We start from the raw sequence: 16,154 nt of genomic DNA, 5'->3' as shown, positions 1-16,154 counted from the left end.
AATGAAACGAATACAGAAAATAGGGATTTATGCAGTGTGTTTCTGCTTGTGTGTCGCGTGTAGTGCTGATAGTCCTTTTGATGATTGGGGAGAGAACGGAACGAATGGGGGAACGAACCCCGGTGGAAGTTCAGGCAGTTCGGATGCTTCGGGTACATTACTTGACTTTGATGTTTCGTGGGAAGATATGGCCGATAATTCATATGTTGAAATAGCTGAAACTATCATAACCGACAAGAATGATGACGAATATGATGACTTTATAGAGAATTCATCATTCGCTTCTTCCATACAAATAGCATATGCTAATGGTTCGGCAACGGTGGCAGGCTCTGTGAGTGGGGTTACAGTAACCACAAACGGAGCACATGTCACAGTAAATGCATCCGTAGCAGGTGTGGAATATGTACTTAGTGGTTCGACGTCCAACGGTTCTTTCAAGGTATACAGTGATAAGAAATTTAAACTGACTCTTGCGGGTGTCTCGCTGACTAATGACAGTGGGGCGGCAATCAATATCCAGTCCGGCAAGCGTGTTTTTGTAGAAGTGAAGACAGAAACGGAGAACTATCTGGCAGATGCTTCTTCTTACTCCACCGTAACGGGCGAAGATGAAAAAGGATGCTTTTTCAGTGAAGGACAACTTATTTTTAGCGGTACGGGGGCACTGACCGTGACAGGTAATTACAAGCATGGTATTTGTAGTGACGACTATGTGCGTTTGCGTAGCGGCAGCAATATTACCGTAGCTTCTGCCGTGAAAGATGGGATTCATACGAATGATAAAATCATTATTGGTGGCGGTATCCTGAAGGTGAAAGCATCCGGTGACGGGTTGGATTGTGAAAAAGGATTCATTGATATACGGGGTGGGCTTATCAAGGCTGACATCTCTGGTGATGCCTCTAAAGCGGTAAAGGCAGAAACGGACATCACGCTCAGTGGTGGGCAGTTGATTCTGCTGACTTCGGGTTCTGCGGTCTATGAAGACAATGATCTGAGTTCTGCCGCAGGCATCAAATGTGATGGTAACCTGGTGATGAATGGTACTACTCTTTCAGTCAAAAGTACGGGTGCTGCCGGTAAAGGTATTAATTGCGACGGAACTCTGAGTATCGATAATAGTACGGTGAAGATTATCACTACCGGTAAACAGTATGTCTATAACCGTCTGGATTCCTCCGCCAAAGGCATTAAAGCAGACGGTAATTTGACTATCAATTCCGGTACTATCTGGGTGAAGACCCCGGGTGGTGAAGGAAGTGAAGGGATTGAAAGTAAAAGTACCCTTACGGTGAATGGCGGTGACGTCAGCGTCTATTCTTATGATGACTGTATGAATGCTTCTAAAAGCATTGTTATCAACGGTGGCAATATCTATTGTTACAGCAGTGGAAATGATGGTGTCGATTCTAACGGTACCCTGACTATTACCGGTGGTACGATTGTCTCTATCGGTACTACATCTCCCGAGGAAGGATTTGACTGCGATCAGAATACTTTTAAGATAACAGGAGGAACTATCTTGGGAATCGGTGGCGGCACCAGTACTCCCACGTCCAGCGTTTGTACACAACGCACGGTTATCTATGGCGGTTCGGGTAGTAAAGGTACGCTTTTTAGTATTCAAGGTTCTGATCAGGTGATGTCTTACACTATTCCCCGTGCTTATTCGCAAATGACATTGTTGTTTAGCAGTTCGAAGTTGGTATCGGGCACCACTTATACGATTTATACAGGCGGTTCGGTGACCGGAGGTACTGAATTCTATGGACTGACTGTTGGTGGAATCTATACAGCAGGTTCACAGGTAGCGACTTTTACGCCCGGCAGTATGGTGACTTCGGTAGGAAACGTATCTTCCGGAGGTCCCGGTGGTGGCGGAGGTGGTTGGCATTGGTAATGAGAACTTTGCCGATGAAAAGCTCCTCCTCGTCTATTTCTTTTGTTAGTTAATCGAAAGTCTGCTATATTTGCCATGACATCTCTAAAAAGGAAACAAAACATGAAGAAAGTGTTTGCCCGTGCTACCTATAAACGTTACCTGCCGGAAATGATGATCTACATTGCTGTGTGGCTTATCGTACTGATGGTGCCGGTGGTAAGCAATTTCTTCGAACTTTTATCGGGTAAGGTGGAAGTGATGCGATGGAAAGGAGTTTTTATTTTATGGCTCAATGTGTTGCCATTCTTTTTCCTTTTCTTGTTGAATAATCGTGTGCTTGCTCCTTTCCTTTTCCTGAAGCAGAAAGTGGTAGTGTATGTAGTAGTTGCCATATTATTATCTACGGTCACTTTCTGGCTAGTGGATATGGTGTCTCCCAGTCGTCCTGTCATGAAGCGGCAGCAAATAGAACAGAGAATGCGCGACCGGGGAAAGGAAGGTCTCGGGCCGAGAGAGCATGATGTTCCCGGTAAGCCTTCGGGACCGGATATGCCGTCTGCACGGGGGGAACGTCCTGATCCTCGACATTCTGGCTTCCCGCGTCCGCCTTTCGAAGAGATGCCTTTCTTTGTGCCCCTGTTTCGTGGTCCTTTTCTGGGGCGCATGCTGATAGCTTTGCTAATGTTCAGTTTCAACATTGCTGTTAAGCTGTTTTTTAAGTCAGTACGCGATCAGGAGGCTATGAAAGAACTGGAGCATAACAATCTTCAGACGGAGTTGGATTATCTGAAATACCAGATAAATCCGCACTTCTTCATGAATACTCTCAATAATATACATGCATTGGTGGATATTGATACGGAGAAGGCCAAACAAACCATTGTCGAGCTTTCACGGTTAATGCGCTATGTGCTTTATGAATCGAATAACCGCTTGATATCGCTTTCCAAGGAGTTGCAGTTCCTCAATCATTATATAGAGTTGATGCGCATCCGCTATACGGATAAAGTGCGGATAGATGTGTCTTTTCCTACGGATACGGGCGAAGTACAAGTACCGCCCCTATTGTTCGTTTCGTTTGTAGAGAATGCTTTTAAGCATGGTGTCAGTTATCAGCATGCTTCATTCGTATCAGTCTGTTTGCAAGTGGTGGGAGAGGAAATTCATTTCGTTTGTTCCAACAGTAATTATTATAGGTCCGAAGATCAGCACCACGGTATCGGTCTTGATAATATCCGCAAGCGTTTGCGTCTGTTGTTCGGTGAGCGTTATAAACTATCTATTGATGATACGGCCGATTGCTTTGATGTACAGTTGCTTGTACCGGTGAGTTAATACGGAATGGAGGTATATTATGATAAATTGTATAGCTATTGATGATGAGCCGTTGGCTCTTACCCAATTGACGGGATATATCTCCCGTGTACCTTTTCTGAATCTTGTAGCTTCCTGCCAAGACGCTTTCGATGCTATGAGTGTCCTTTCCGCACAAAAGATTGATCTGATGTTTGTCGATATCAATATGCCCGATCTGAATGGGATGGACTTTGTACGTTCCCTGACGGAAAAGCCGTTGGTTATCTTCACAACAGCTTATTCGGAGTATGCCGTCGAAGGCTTCAAAGTAGATGCACTGGATTATCTGTTGAAACCGTTTGGCTTTCAAGACTTCCTGAAGGCGGTGGACAAAGCGTATAAATGGTGGGAGTTCCGCACCAAAGGGCATGGAACAATTGCTCCACCGTCAGCCCCGTCCGAACTTTCTTTTAATGACGGTACTCTGTTTGTGAAGAGTGATTACCGCGTTACGCGTATCAACCTGGCAGATATTAAATATATTGAGGGAATGAGTGAATACGTACGTATCTTTGTAGAAGGAGAGGCTAAGCCCATTATGCCTTTACTCAGCATGAAGCGTCTGGAAGAAACTTTGCCTCCCTCTCAGTTTATGCGGGTACATCGTTCTTATATTGTCAATTTGAGAAAGATAACGGAAGTTTCTCGCCTGCGCATCGTCTTTGGAGAGACCTATATTCCGGTAGGAGAGAATTATAAGGATCAGTTTACGGAATATATTAATAGTAGGATGATGAAATAGTGATTAGTGGTGAGTGATTGGCGATTAGTGATTAGTGCTGCGCTGTCATTGCCGCATGGTGCTAATCACTAATCACTCACCACTAATCACTTATTTAACTCCCAGCTTCTTCAACAATGCTTTGGGCACTGCATCTTTGTGTACCAGGATATTGATAGTTTTGTAAGCAACGAAAGGTTTAGAAGCATACCAAGTACCTTTGTATTTGTTGTTGGTACCCCAGGAGTTCTTTACCATGTAGTATTCTTTACCGTTCTGGTCTTTGGCTATACCGTAGATAAGCATACCGTGGTCATCGGTAGTTTCCCAATTGTCGAATGCTGTTTGGCGCATTTCCTGAGTTACGGTGATTTCCGGTAATGGACGGGAAGTCAGTTCTTTGCGCTTGTCGGCAGCAGTAAGACCTGTCCAGCGTGCCATGTCAGAACCGGTGAGTTCGGCACCACGATCCGCGTCGGGCATAACGGCTATACCGTCACGAGTGAAACCGCTTTCGCTGACGTCGCTACCCCAAGCTACAGTGTAACCGTTGTTAACGGCATTGTCGATAACAGACATGAATTCCATCAAAGGCAGGTTATAAGAAAGGCCGTTGCGCCAGTTGTCCTGGATTTCGATGTTCATCTGAGTGTAGAATGGATGGTGGGTAAATGAAGTCAGAGATATGTAATCGTCCGGATTGATTCCGAGGGATTCGGCAAATGTCTTCGGAGTATATTCTTTTCCTTTGTAAGTGAAGTTTTCGGGGCATTTGCCGAGGTAAGTATCATAGATAGAGCACAGGCCTTTCTTCCATACCGGAGTCAGTTTGGTCAGTTTGCCTTTGGCAATAGCGTTTACGTAAGCACCGGCCACGGCATCCAACTCGTTGTGTACCGGCAATGTGTCACCGTACATGATGCCCGGCATAGCTTCCTGCGGAACAAGACCGTAGTTTCTCAGGCAGAACATGATGTCGTAGAAACTTCCACCAGGTGAGAAAGAACTGTCACCGTGATAACGTACGTAGTTTACGCCGCGGTCCATCATGGTGTGGTGCACTACAAACATTTCTGATAAATCATACTCTCCCTTGCCCATGCGCAGCAGTTCGCTTTCAAGGAAACCGAGAGCCGAAAAACTCCAGCATGTACTGGAACGGTTTTGATTTTTAACAGATGTAATCGGATTTTCTTTGACGGTGGTGAAGATAAAGCCTTCTTCCGCCTTCGGAGTGTCTTGTGCTGACACATTGAAACTTAATAAGCCTAAAGTGGCAATAAGTATTGACTTTTTCATCATGATTAAATTGGTTTTAATTGATTGTTACTGGCACAAAGATAGGGAGATTTCGGAAACAAAAGCTATCTTTGAAGCGTTAATTCAGATAATTATGGAGAAAAAGATACATATCAACCCCAAAACAGGATTGGTTCTTGAAGGTGGCGGCATGCGTGGTGTCTTCACCTGTGGCGTGCTGGACAGCTTTATGGACCGTGGCATCCGCTTCCCCTATACTATCGGAGTCAGTGCCGGAGCATGTAATGGACTTTCTTATATGTCCGGCCAGCGCGGACGTGCCAAGTACAGTAACATTGACTTACTGGAGAAATATCAGTATATCGGGTTGAAATATTTGTTGAAGAAACGTAATATTATGGACTTCGATCTGCTGTTCCAGGAATTCCCCGAGCATATTCTTCCTTATGATTATGAAGCGTATTTCTGTTGCCCGGAGCGCTATGAAATGGTGACTACAAATTGTGTGACGGGCGAGGCGAACTATTTCGAGGAGAAACGGGACAAGCATCGTGTGATTGACATTGTGCGTGCTTCAAGTAGCCTGCCTTTTGTCTGCCCTATTGCTTATGTGGATAATAAGCCGATGCTTGACGGAGGTATTGTCGACAGTATTCCTCTGATGCGTGCCAGGAGTGAGGGATTTACCCATAATGTGGTAGTGCTTACCCGTAACCAAGGATATCGTAAAGAAGCGAAGGATATGCATATACCTTCTTTCCTGTACCGTAAATACCCAAAGATGCGTGAGGCTTTAAGCCGCCGTTGCCGTGTGTACAACGAGCAGTTGGAGATGGTGGAACGTATGGAAGCGGCAGGAGAGATTACTGTAATCCGTCCGCAGAAACCTGTAACAGTCGACCGTATCGAACGGGATATCAAGAAATTGACTGATTTGTATGAAGACGGTTATGCATGTGCGGCGAAGTATGAGTTTCAAGGATTGATTTGATTCTAAAACCTCATTGCCAAATAATGATTGCCATAAAGTGGCAATCATTATTTGGCAATGAAATCCTTTATTCTTATCTTTGCCAAGCTACAATCTTTAGGAGGCTTATATATGAACAACCCATTTGTAACCAACGGTTATGTTGCTTCGAAGTATTTCTGTGACCGTGAAACAGAAACAGAGGATATCACCACGTTATTGCTCAACGGAAACAACATTGCTCTTATTTCTCCCCGCCGCTACGGAAAAACGGATCTGATTCGTCACAGTTTCTCCCAGCTGGAGGTGGCGGAACACTATTATACTTTCATAGTAGATATTTATGCTACCCGTTCGTTGCGTGACTTTGTAAACAAGTTCGGGAAAGTCATTCTGGATGCTTTGAAGCCTCGGGGGCGTAAGGTTTGGGAAACTTTCGTAAATACGATTGCCTCTTTGCAGGCGGGTATCACGTATGATATAGGTGGAGTCCCTTCTTGGAATATAGGACTTGGTGACATCGCTAACCCGGCTGCTTCTCTTGATGAGATATTCCATTATTTGCAACATGCAGACCGTCCCTGTCTGATAGCTATTGATGAATTTCAGCAGATAGGGAAATATCCTGAAGATACGATTGAGGCTACATTGCGTACTTATGTACAATATTGCAGTAATGCCCGCTTTGTCTTTTCAGGTTCACAACGACATCTGATGGGGACTATTTTCACTTCACCTTCACGTCCGTTCTATCAGAGCGTCACTATCATGAACCTGCCGCCTATTCCTTTGGAGAAATATACAGAGTTTGCCGTTCGACATTTTCGCGAACACAGAAAGGTGCTTTTGCCTGAGGTGGTGAATGTGCTTTATGACCGTTTTCGCGGTGGGACTTTCTACTTGCAGAAGGTCATGAATATCCTTTTCCTTAAAACTCCCGAAGGGGGAACGTGTGATATGGAGATGATAGAAGATGGTATCAACTACATTGTAAACTTCACAGCAGATACGTATGCCGAATTACTCTATCAGTTGCCCGAGAAGCAGAAACAAGTGTTGATTGCCATCAACCGTGAAGGCCGGGCGATAAATGTCGTATCCGGTGCTTTCTCCAAGCGTCATGGATTAGTGTCGCCCAGTTCTGTACGTTCCGCACTGGCAGGATTGCTTGATAAAGATTTCATCACGAAGGAGCGTGATTATTATCAGGTGTACGATCTCTTTTTTAGTATCTGGTTATCCAGAGAAGAACATTAATTTAGTCCCATTCTATCTTCATTATACGCAGCATTGTTGCACTGGCTCCCGTAGACCCGGTGTGCTGAATGCCTGTTCCGCCGTAAGTATTGGGAGTGATTTCTGCTTCCAGATCTACGGTGGCAGTCAGACCCGGACGATGCGGGGCAGGGAGCTGAGTGCTTGTCTCCGCATGGGCGGTGAAGCGATTCTCTACTATTGATAATTCTAATTTGCAGTCCGTGCGATAGCAAATGGATGAAACGGGGGGGCTTATAGGAGATGCAACACCCTTTTCGTAGCGCATCAGTATGAAATCTACTGCGCGGTCGTGCTTCGTGGTGCGGATAATTCGCAGGGCGTACCCTGTCAGTGTACGCGTATCGAACTTGATGTAAATATCCATATATTGCCCTGTGGCACTACCAAAACCTTGTCCGGCTGTCTTGCATGGATCTACAGTGAGGCTGACGTGCATATTGCCGCATGTCGCTGCCACGGGAGTATAGAGTAGTCGGGCACCCTTGCTTGCCTGGAGCAGACCTGTAGCATTTGCTGCACCATCCACTCCTTTGCCGTATATCCAGCAGTTTTGCGGATTGGGTGTCCAATCGAAATCCTGTGTATCGACGGGTTTATAGCTGTCCACTGTCCAGAAGCCGGGGATGATGCGTGGCTGATAATTAACCGGGAAGTTGCGGAAGTCCGTTTCTATATACTCTGTCTTGTCGTTTCCTGTATCGACCGGGCTTTCAGTAATGGCGCTTTCTGCCGGTCCGGCATGGCAGCGCAGGTGTTTGGGTGAAACTGATACCTTTATATAGTAACCGTTATCGGCAGGTGAAAGTGCATACGTCCGTTCCGGTTTGTTGAGGCGGGACACGGCGACGGGGATAACGTTGCTTCCTGCGGCATCCGTACAGCGATACCAGGTGATGAGGGATTGATCGGTGCGTCCTTGCAAATCCAACTGATAATCAACGGATAGTTGTCCGGGATATGAAGCTGCACTTACGATGTGCGGACGGCTGATAAATGCCGGTGCTTCGAGGAAACGGGATTTAACAGTGACTACGCAGGCCGCTTTCAATCCGGCTTTACCACCTCCAGCGATGATATTGACCGTATGTGTTTCTTCACTGTTATTCTTTCCTTTCACTATGCAACTGCCGTCATGTCTCTGTATCAATTCCACGAAAGCGCTATCCTTGGGGGAGATATGCCAATGGGTACCTGCCTTAATAACTTTAGAATCAAAGTTGGCTTCCGTGCCGAAACGAAGCCAGTCGGCCTTTATGTGCATTGAGTCCACTCCCGATTCTATTTCAGCCTTTCGTTGCGAGAGGCGTAGCTGGGTGCTGCGGCGTGTGTAGGCAGTGGAGAACCCATGCCTTTGCTTTCCGAGTTTCTTTATCACCGGCTTCTGTTCCGTAGGATCCCATCCGTCATTGCCGGACAATAGGTTATAAAGATTGTAAATAACGGTATCTCCTGCCGCTTCCTGATGATGGAACAAGACTTTCGGCACTTCCAGCCGATAGGCTTCCAATACATTTTTATCTGTCATATCCACCGTCAGCCAGGGACGGTCGGTATTGATGAAGAGTGGCTTTCCGTTCAGTGTCAGGTTGTATTGGTAGCTGCACAGGTCGTCTGTTGGGTCTTGTGTCCAGCCGATAAACAACTCCGGGTCTTCACTTGTCCAACGGCAATCGACTATTGTTACAGGGCTGCCCACCTTGACTAAATACTGCCGTCCGCGGGTAAGGGAATGGATATCGCAGTTCAGAAAGACTGCCCCGGTGCCTTGCGTGCTATAGAAAGGCTTACCGCTGAAAAAGGTGAAACGACTGTTGAGATAAACACCTGTTCCGCAAAGGGCGTCATCGGTACATTCAAAGTAGCAATTATCGAACAATGCCCGCCGTGCACCTGCAAAGGGGCAGGAGTTGAGGCGGCTGATGAAGCGGCAATTGCGTGCCACCACACGGTCGCTATTGCAAATAATGAGCTGTGCCTGCACGATGGTTTCCGAGCGTTTCTTCCGGTTCAGCTTTTCGTTCAGAGGATAGATCAGGTCTACATTGCAATAATTCCCGAAAGTGATATTCTCCGCTTGGATATCGTCTCCGTCAAAGTGCAGCATGGTGAAGTTGCCCACGGCACCCAATGTTTGTCCCCGGTTGCTGGCTATCACTACTTCTTCCGGGTTGTCGGTCAGCCCGATGAGGCGAAGATTGCTGACTTTCAGCTTCATGCCGTAGGGGATGCCCTCTCCGGGAAGGGGGTGGCGAACTTCCGGGGCGTCTGGATCGTCAATCCAGTAGACTCCGGGGGCAATGTACAGGCTGATTCCTTTGCCCGGAACGGTTCTTCTTTTTGATTGGTTCGAAGCGAGTTGTTTCTCCGCTGCCCGCAGGGCATCTTTCAATGAGCGGAAGACGTATGTATCCGGGTGGATGACATCATTGGTAAGTGCCGCATCTATCAGATAATTATGCTTGTCGGGGCGGATTGTTTTCTCCCGGTAGGTGAAAGTGGGTTGTGCCATTGCCGATACGGTCAGGCAAAGGATGAGCAGGGATAAGCAGGTGTATTTCATGGTTCTTTTCATGGTCTGTTGATGGATGTTGTTCTGAAAAAGCAGCGCAAGATAGTGATTTTGCTTCATTTCACCATCTTGGCCTGGCATGAATCATTCATAAACATTGTTGCGGTGTATACGTTTTGTGCAACAAGCTGCTTCTTTTGAAGGGTGAAACAAAAACGAATGGTTATGAATGAAGAAAAAGAAAATGCGGAGGATGACTTGCAGCTTTACATGCAGGAAGTTATCACGGTGCTGGAGCAATATCAAGGTAAAGAACGCATCGACCTGACCAAGCTGATCGGCAACAACATGGCCTTCGACGGCGACTGGCGTCCAACCTTGGAGAAGATTGCCCATGATTATAAAGAGAATTCTTCCGTGCGCAGTCTGATAGAAGGCGAGCGCAACATTCAGGGTTTCTTCCAAGCCTATCTCAGTATAAACGCTTACTACCTCATTGCCCCCGAAGTGGAGTTGAACCACGGCTTCTGTGACCTTTTCCTGATGCCGGACCTGCAACGCTATCCCGAAGTGAAGCACAGTTACATTCTGGAGCTGAAGTATCTTTCCGCCAAGGATTATGCCGCTAAAGGTGAAGCCCAGTGGCAGGATGCCGTAGACCAGATTCACCGTTATGCCGAAGGCGCAAAGGTGCAGTTGATGTGTCAGGGTACAGCGCTGCATTGCATCGTGATGCAGTTCAGTAACTGGGAGTTGGTACGGCTGGAAGAGGTGTGACAGGTATAGTCTAATCTTACAGAATACAGAAAGCCCTGAAAGCAGATGGAAATAAGAAAATTCCGCTGCTTTCAGGGCTTTTAGTAATCACTAAAAATAAGTTGGTACAGTTTTCATTAGCTCCGTTTGACTTGATAAAGACTGTTGTTTGCTGCACCTTATTTCCATCTTTACTGAACCATAGAGCCCTTATTTATGCGAATCCGAAGTTGAAGTGAACTCTTGAAAGTTGTTTTGAATAAGAAAATTGTACCAACTTATTTTTTAGCGGTTATTAAAACGAAAGTTTATTCAGCAAAAAACATGCATAGAACACCTTTAGAAAGGGGATGTATCAAAAATGCCATCTTTCGTAACATTTGTTATAGGTACAAATCTGGGTTTCGCCTAATTTTGCTGACACAAAACTCAATTGCAGAATTGGTTTATTATTAACTTTAAATTAATAGATATGTTGAAAAGCATTAATCTTAGGATTTGCACATTAATTGTGCTTCTCTTTGCGGGCATTTCTTCATTTGCCCAGCAAGTCCAAGTAAAAGGTATTGTCGTTGAAAAAACGACTGGTGAATCCATTATCGGTGCTTCTGTCATGGAAGTAGGTTCCGCCAGCAATGGAACGATTACGGATATTGACGGAAATTTCACTCTGTCCGTAGCTTCCGGTGCCACATTATCTGTATCCTATATAGGATATAAAACCGTTACAGTAAAGGCTCAGCCCACTTTACGTATTGAGTTGGCGGAGGATTCCCAGTTGATTGATGAAGTAGTGGTGACCGGCTATATGTCTGAGAAAAAGGCCAGTCTGACTGGTTCGGTGGCTGTGGTCAAGATGAAGGATGTAGCGGATATTCCTACCGGAAATGTATTGTCAAGCTTGCAGGGACGTGTTGCCGGAATGAACATTACGACTGACGGCACGCCGGGCGGTGGAAATACCTCTACATTGGTTCGTGGTAAGTCATCTTTCCGAAATGATGCCAATTCCCCGCTTTATGTCATTGATGGCGTGATGACCCGTGAAAATATCTCGTCTATCCTTTCCTCCAATGATGTAGAATCCATTCAGGTGTTGAAGGATGCCGCTTCTGCTTCTATTTATGGTGCGCAGGCTGCCAATGGCGTGATTATCATTACTACCAAGCGTGCCAAGAAAGGGGAGACCCGTGTGGATTTTGATATGTCGTTGACCATGCAGACTTATCAGTGCGGCTTTGATATGCTGAATGCTGATGAATGGGGGCAAGTTTATTGGTCGGCTTATATGTATGCCAATAATGGTGCTACGCCAAGCAGTGAGATCTATGGTAATGGTGTAACTCCTCAACTTCAGGACTATGTCGGTCTGAATGGAGCTAAAGTACATGCCGTTGATACGGACTGGCGTGATGTGGTTTATCGTACTGCTCTAATGCAGAATTACAGTGCTACACTATCAAAGGGCTCCGATAATGGTTCTTTTTCGTTAGCGTTGAACTATCTCGATCATGACGGTCTGGTAGAGAATACAAACTTCCAGCGAATCAATACCCGTATCAGTTCCAACTATCATTATCTTGACAATCGTTTGCGCATTGGCGAAAACGTTGCCATCAATCGTTGGACACAGACCCTTAGTCCGGGTGGGGTAGATGAGAATGCCATCAAGCAACATCCTGCCAAAACGGTTTATGATGAGAATGGCAATTATAACGATGCCATCAATGATGTTTTGGGTGATGCTCCCAACATGGCACGTCTGTTGGAGAACGAGAAGCAGAACAAACATGATTACTGGCGTATCTTTGGTAATGCATTCCTTGAAATTGAACCGATTAAGGACTTGGTGCTGAAAACCAATTTTGGCATGAACTATTATGATGAAACCAATAAAACTTTTGAGCCGGCATGGGCACGCGATGAGGTCAATAAGTTGACTCAATCCTCCAACAAAAGACTGGATTGGGTATGGACCAATACCGTAACTTATAGCAAAGCATTTGGAAAGAACAATCTGACTGCACTTCTTGGTACGGAGGCTAAGAAGAACCATTCGGAATCCATGTTCGGTTATGGTACAGGACTGGCTGTGGAAGATGAAGATTATATTTATCTCGACGGTGTGACTGCCGGTAAGAATGTAGGTGCCGGTGCTTCCAATTATGGTATGGTGTCTTACTTCGGTAAAGTGAACTATGACTATGAGGGACGGTATCTGGCTTCTGTTACGGTGCGTCGTGATGCTTCTTCCCGTTTGGCAAAGGGTAATAATGTAGACTACTTCCCCTCAGTGTCGGCAGGCTGGCGTATTTCAAGTGAGAAGTTTATGGAAGCGACCAAGAATTGGTTGACGGACTTGAAACTGCGTGCTTCATGGGGTATCAACGGTAACGATATCATTGATAATGAGGCTCCCTATACTAAATACTTGATTAGCCTGAAGGATGCAAGCTACAACATGAACGGTGATGGAACAACTCTTGCTCCCGGTGGTTACAAAGTGAGATCTACCAATCCTGATTTGAAGTGGGAGAGCACACGGCAGTTCAATATCGGTGTGGATGCCGCTTTCTTGAACGGACGTCTGAGTGCTTCTCTCGATTATTTTGATAAGAAGACGAGTGATATGCTTGTAGAGAAACCGTATATTGCTGTCATTGGCGAAGGTGGTTACTGCTGGTATAATGGTGGTACGATGAACAATAAAGGTTTCGAAATGGCATTGACTTGGAATGATAAGGTTAAGGATTTCCAATATAATGTAGCATTTAACTTTTCATATTACAAGAATGAAGTTACAGAGCTGACGGAAGAGATTTACTATACTTATGGTGGTGGTAATGGTGTTGACAAGACCTTGGTTGGCCAGCCGTTCGGTTCATGGATGGGCTTCAAGACAGATGGAGTATTCCGTACCCAGCAAGAGGTGGATGAGTATAAATCCAAATATAATGTACAGTTTGGTGCTCCCGGAATAGGACGTATCAAATATGTGGATGCTGACGGTAACGGTACGATTGATACTAACGACCGCGTATGGTTGGGCTCTGACAATCCGAAAGTGATTGCAGGCCTGAATCTGGGGGCATCCTGGAAAGGGTTTGACCTCAGCATGTTCTTCAACGGCATGATTCGTGATGCTTATAACAACTCCAAATATTATACGGATTTGTTCCAATGCTGGACCGGCAATCACTCTACCCGCCTGCTCGACGCCATGCATGCCTACGAGAACTTTGAAAAGACGGGTGTTTACAATAGCAGTGTACCGGCCTTGACTACCCTTAACAGCAACAATGAGCACGAAGTTTCTGAGTTCTATATTGAAAATGGTTCGTATATCAAGTTGAAAAGCCTGACATTGGGCTACACACTTCCTAAAGCTATTCTCGACAAGATGAAGATGCGTCATGCGCGCATTTATTTCCAGGCTCAGAACTTGTTTACAATTACCGGTTATAAGGGTGCTGACCCTGAAGGTTTGGGTTATCCTTATCCGTTGCCCCGTACGTTCTCTTTGGGATTATCATTTGGTTTCTAAACTTTAAAACTATACTATTATGAAATTGAAACATTTATATATGCTTGGCGCAGTAGCGATGATGACTGCAAGCTGTAATGAAGACCGTTTCCTGGATTTGAAGCCCCAGGGTAGCTTGAACGAAGATATTATGACTTCTACAGAAGGTGCCGACCTTTTGGTGAATGCCGCATATGCAGCTTTGGGTGGTCCCGAGGGACAGAGTTGGAGTGTATGGTGCCATCCTACTTCCAATTGGACTTATGGTGAGGTACGTTCGGACAATGCCTATAAAGGCGGTGGTGGTGTTGGTGACCTTAATGAAGTGCACCGTATGGAGACATTTGATATGGATGCAACCAATGGATTTCTGGACAGCAAGTGGTATCATCTATATTGCAGTGTACAGCGTTGTAATTCTGCATTGCGTGTTCTGAATGTTGCAACAGACGAGCAGGTGAGCGGACGTGTATCCCGCATTGCGGAGATGAAAGTGCTTCGTGCTCATTATTATTTTGAATTGAGCCGCCTTTTCAACAAGATTCCATATTTTGATGAAAACGTTGAGATTATCCAATATCCCGATATTCCGAACAATGAGTTTACCCGTGACGAGATTTTAGGCAAACTGGCCAAAGAAATGCTCAATGCAGCCGAACAGCTTCCTGAATCGCAATCGGAAGTAGGGCGTATTCATAAATATATCGCATTGGCTTATGCAGCTAAAATCAAATTGTACCAGGCCTATCAGCAGGATGAAACTAAGCATGCCGTAACTTCCATTGATAAAGAGTTGCTGAGAGAGGTCGTTTCGCTTTGCGACCAGGTGACTGCCAGCAATCGTTATGGTTTGCTTGACGATTTTCAAGGCTTGGATTTAGTGGCCAATGAAAACGGTAAAGAGTCAGTTTTTGCCATTCAATATTCCATGAATGACGGCACCGAAAGTGCCGGCCGCATTAATTGGAGTAACCTGTTGAATTCTCCGGGTGGTGGCAGTCCTTACGGAGGTGACGGTTTCTTCCTGCCCAGTCAAGATCTGATCAATGCTTACCAGACAGATGCAAACGGTCTGCCCGATTTTAATTATCAGTCAAAATCTGATTATAGTTGGGCCGTATTGAACAATGGTGTTTATACTTTGCAAAACACGGCTCCCAATGTAGATCCGCGTCTTGATTTTGTAGTGGGCCGTCCTAATCTAACTTGGAAAACTTATCCGGACAAACCGTGTGAAGGATGGGTGCGTGATAAAGAAACTTATGGCTATAATTGTGTGAAGCGCTTCTGGGTTTCTCCAGAAAGTAGTGATATGTTTAATGGCTGGCCTTGGGGGGCTTCACAGTTGAACTGGCAGATTATACGTTACGCAGATATTCTTCTTTGGAAAGCTGAAGCTCTTATTGAACTTAATGAAGGCAATGGACTCGAAACTGCCCGTGATTTGATTAATCAGATACGCAATCGTGCCCGGAACAGTGCCTATGTAAAGGATTTCAATGATGATTCCAAAGATGCGGCCAACTACCTTGTCAATCCTTATCCTGCCGATAACTGGACTCAAGACTATGCCCGTCAGGCTCTTCGTATGGAAGTTCGTCTGGAGAAGGCTTTGGAAGGTGAACGTTTCTTCGACCTGGTCCGTTGGGGTATAGTGGAAACAACCATGAACAAGTACATTACCGCGGAGTCAGACAATCGTGTTTACTATGCCAATGCGCGCTTTACGGGTGGAAAGGATGAGTATTATCCGGTTCCGAACAATCAATACGGATTTTCTGGGGGCAAGTATGTACAGAATCCCGGTTATGCTCCGTTCAACTAATTATATTTTGAAATAGAAACGCAAGGGAGGGGAAACATTTGTTTCCCCCCTCTTCCTTTAAACAATCTTTT

9 protein-coding genes and 1 pseudogene are annotated in these 16,154 nt (G+C 45.5%); 8 read left to right on the top strand and 2 right to left on the bottom strand.

All coding sequences use genetic code 11. From position 1 onward, the window contains the following. The first annotated feature begins 1 nt into the window (after position 1). The 3 genes from DW036_RS08445 to DW036_RS08435 all read left to right on the top strand — a co-directional run bounded on the left by DW036_RS08445 (position 2) and on the right by DW036_RS08435 (position 3,983). Positions 2-1,903, top strand: coding sequence for a carbohydrate-binding domain-containing protein (locus DW036_RS08445; protein WP_369906152.1), 1,902 nt, complete (start codon positions 2-4; stop codon positions 1,901-1,903). Between the two features lie 102 nt (positions 1,904-2,005). After that, positions 2,006-3,220 carry a sensor histidine kinase gene (locus DW036_RS08440; RefSeq protein ID WP_118462998.1) on the top strand — a complete coding sequence of 405 codons (1,215 nt, stop codon included), beginning with the start codon at positions 2,006-2,008 and terminating at the stop codon, positions 3,218-3,220. Positions 3,221-3,239: 19 nt separating this feature from the next. After that, positions 3,240-3,983, top strand: coding sequence for a LytTR family DNA-binding domain-containing protein (locus DW036_RS08435; protein ID WP_118462996.1), 744 nt, complete (start codon positions 3,240-3,242; stop codon positions 3,981-3,983). Positions 3,984-4,073: 90 nt separating this feature from the next. Here DW036_RS08435 and DW036_RS08430 read toward each other — a convergent pair whose 3' ends face one another. After that, a complete protein-coding gene (locus DW036_RS08430; RefSeq protein ID WP_029428293.1) occupies positions 4,074-5,261 on the bottom strand; it encodes an aminopeptidase C in 1,188 nt (395 codons plus the stop codon). Between the two features lie 94 nt (positions 5,262-5,355). Here DW036_RS08430 and DW036_RS08425 point away from each other — a divergent pair, with 94 nt between their 5' ends. Both DW036_RS08425 and DW036_RS08420 read left to right on the top strand, forming a co-directional pair. After that, positions 5,356-6,213 (top strand): patatin family protein, encoded by an 858-nt coding sequence (locus DW036_RS08425; protein ID WP_118463241.1) that lies wholly within the window; start codon positions 5,356-5,358, stop codon positions 6,211-6,213. A 111-nt stretch (positions 6,214-6,324) separates the two neighbouring features. Next, a complete protein-coding gene (locus DW036_RS08420) occupies positions 6,325-7,449 on the top strand; it encodes an ATP-binding protein (RefSeq protein ID WP_118462994.1) in 1,125 nt (374 codons plus the stop codon). A 1-nt stretch (position 7,450) separates the two neighbouring features. On the opposite strand, the gene DW036_RS08415 is transcribed toward DW036_RS08420, so the two are convergent. Beyond that, positions 7,451-10,030, bottom strand: a complete 2,580-nt coding sequence (locus DW036_RS08415) for a hypothetical protein (RefSeq protein ID WP_147401449.1) — start codon at positions 10,028-10,030, stop codon at positions 7,451-7,453. Between the two features lie 237 nt (positions 10,031-10,267). Between DW036_RS08415 and DW036_RS08410 the strand changes: the two are divergent. From DW036_RS08410 to DW036_RS08400, 3 genes and pseudogenes are all read left to right on the top strand, one after another. Beyond that, positions 10,268-10,756 (top strand): annotated as a pseudogene (locus DW036_RS08410) (PD-(D/E)XK nuclease domain-containing protein); the annotation flags it as partial. A 451-nt stretch (positions 10,757-11,207) separates the two neighbouring features. Further along, positions 11,208-14,279, top strand: coding sequence for a TonB-dependent receptor (locus DW036_RS08405; protein WP_118462989.1), 3,072 nt, complete (start codon positions 11,208-11,210; stop codon positions 14,277-14,279). A 19-nt stretch (positions 14,280-14,298) separates the two neighbouring features. After that, a complete protein-coding gene (locus tag DW036_RS08400; protein ID WP_118462986.1) occupies positions 14,299-16,083 on the top strand; it encodes a RagB/SusD family nutrient uptake outer membrane protein in 1,785 nt (594 codons plus the stop codon). Positions 16,084-16,154 lie beyond the last annotated feature (71 nt).

It is taken from the genome of Bacteroides sp. AF39-11AC (assembly GCF_003474285.1).
Taxonomy (GTDB): Bacteria; Bacteroidota; Bacteroidia; order Bacteroidales; family Bacteroidaceae; genus Bacteroides.
This window is presented reverse-complemented; position numbering and strand designations above follow the sequence as displayed.

Excerpts from the sequence above, each read along its gene's own strand:
- DW036_RS08435 (WP_118462996.1), top strand. The coding sequence starts at position 3,240 with ATGATAAATTGTATAGCTATTGATGATGAGCCGTTGGCTCTTACCCAA.
- DW036_RS08445 (WP_369906152.1), top strand. The coding sequence starts at position 2 with ATGAAACGAATACAGAAAATAGGGATTTATGCAGTGTGTTTCTGCTTG.
- DW036_RS08405 (WP_118462989.1), top strand. The coding sequence starts at position 11,208 with ATGTTGAAAAGCATTAATCTTAGGATTTGCACATTAATTGTGCTTCTC.
- DW036_RS08430 (WP_029428293.1), bottom strand. The coding sequence starts at position 5,261 with ATGAAAAAGTCAATACTTATTGCCACTTTAGGCTTATTAAGTTTCAAT.
- DW036_RS08400 (WP_118462986.1), top strand. The coding sequence starts at position 14,299 with ATGAAATTGAAACATTTATATATGCTTGGCGCAGTAGCGATGATGACT.
- DW036_RS08420 (WP_118462994.1), top strand. The coding sequence starts at position 6,325 with ATGAACAACCCATTTGTAACCAACGGTTATGTTGCTTCGAAGTATTTC.
- DW036_RS08440 (WP_118462998.1), top strand. The coding sequence starts at position 2,006 with ATGAAGAAAGTGTTTGCCCGTGCTACCTATAAACGTTACCTGCCGGAA.
- DW036_RS08425 (WP_118463241.1), top strand. The coding sequence starts at position 5,356 with ATGGAGAAAAAGATACATATCAACCCCAAAACAGGATTGGTTCTTGAA.
- DW036_RS08415 (WP_147401449.1), bottom strand. The coding sequence starts at position 10,030 with ATGAAATACACCTGCTTATCCCTGCTCATCCTTTGCCTGACCGTATCG.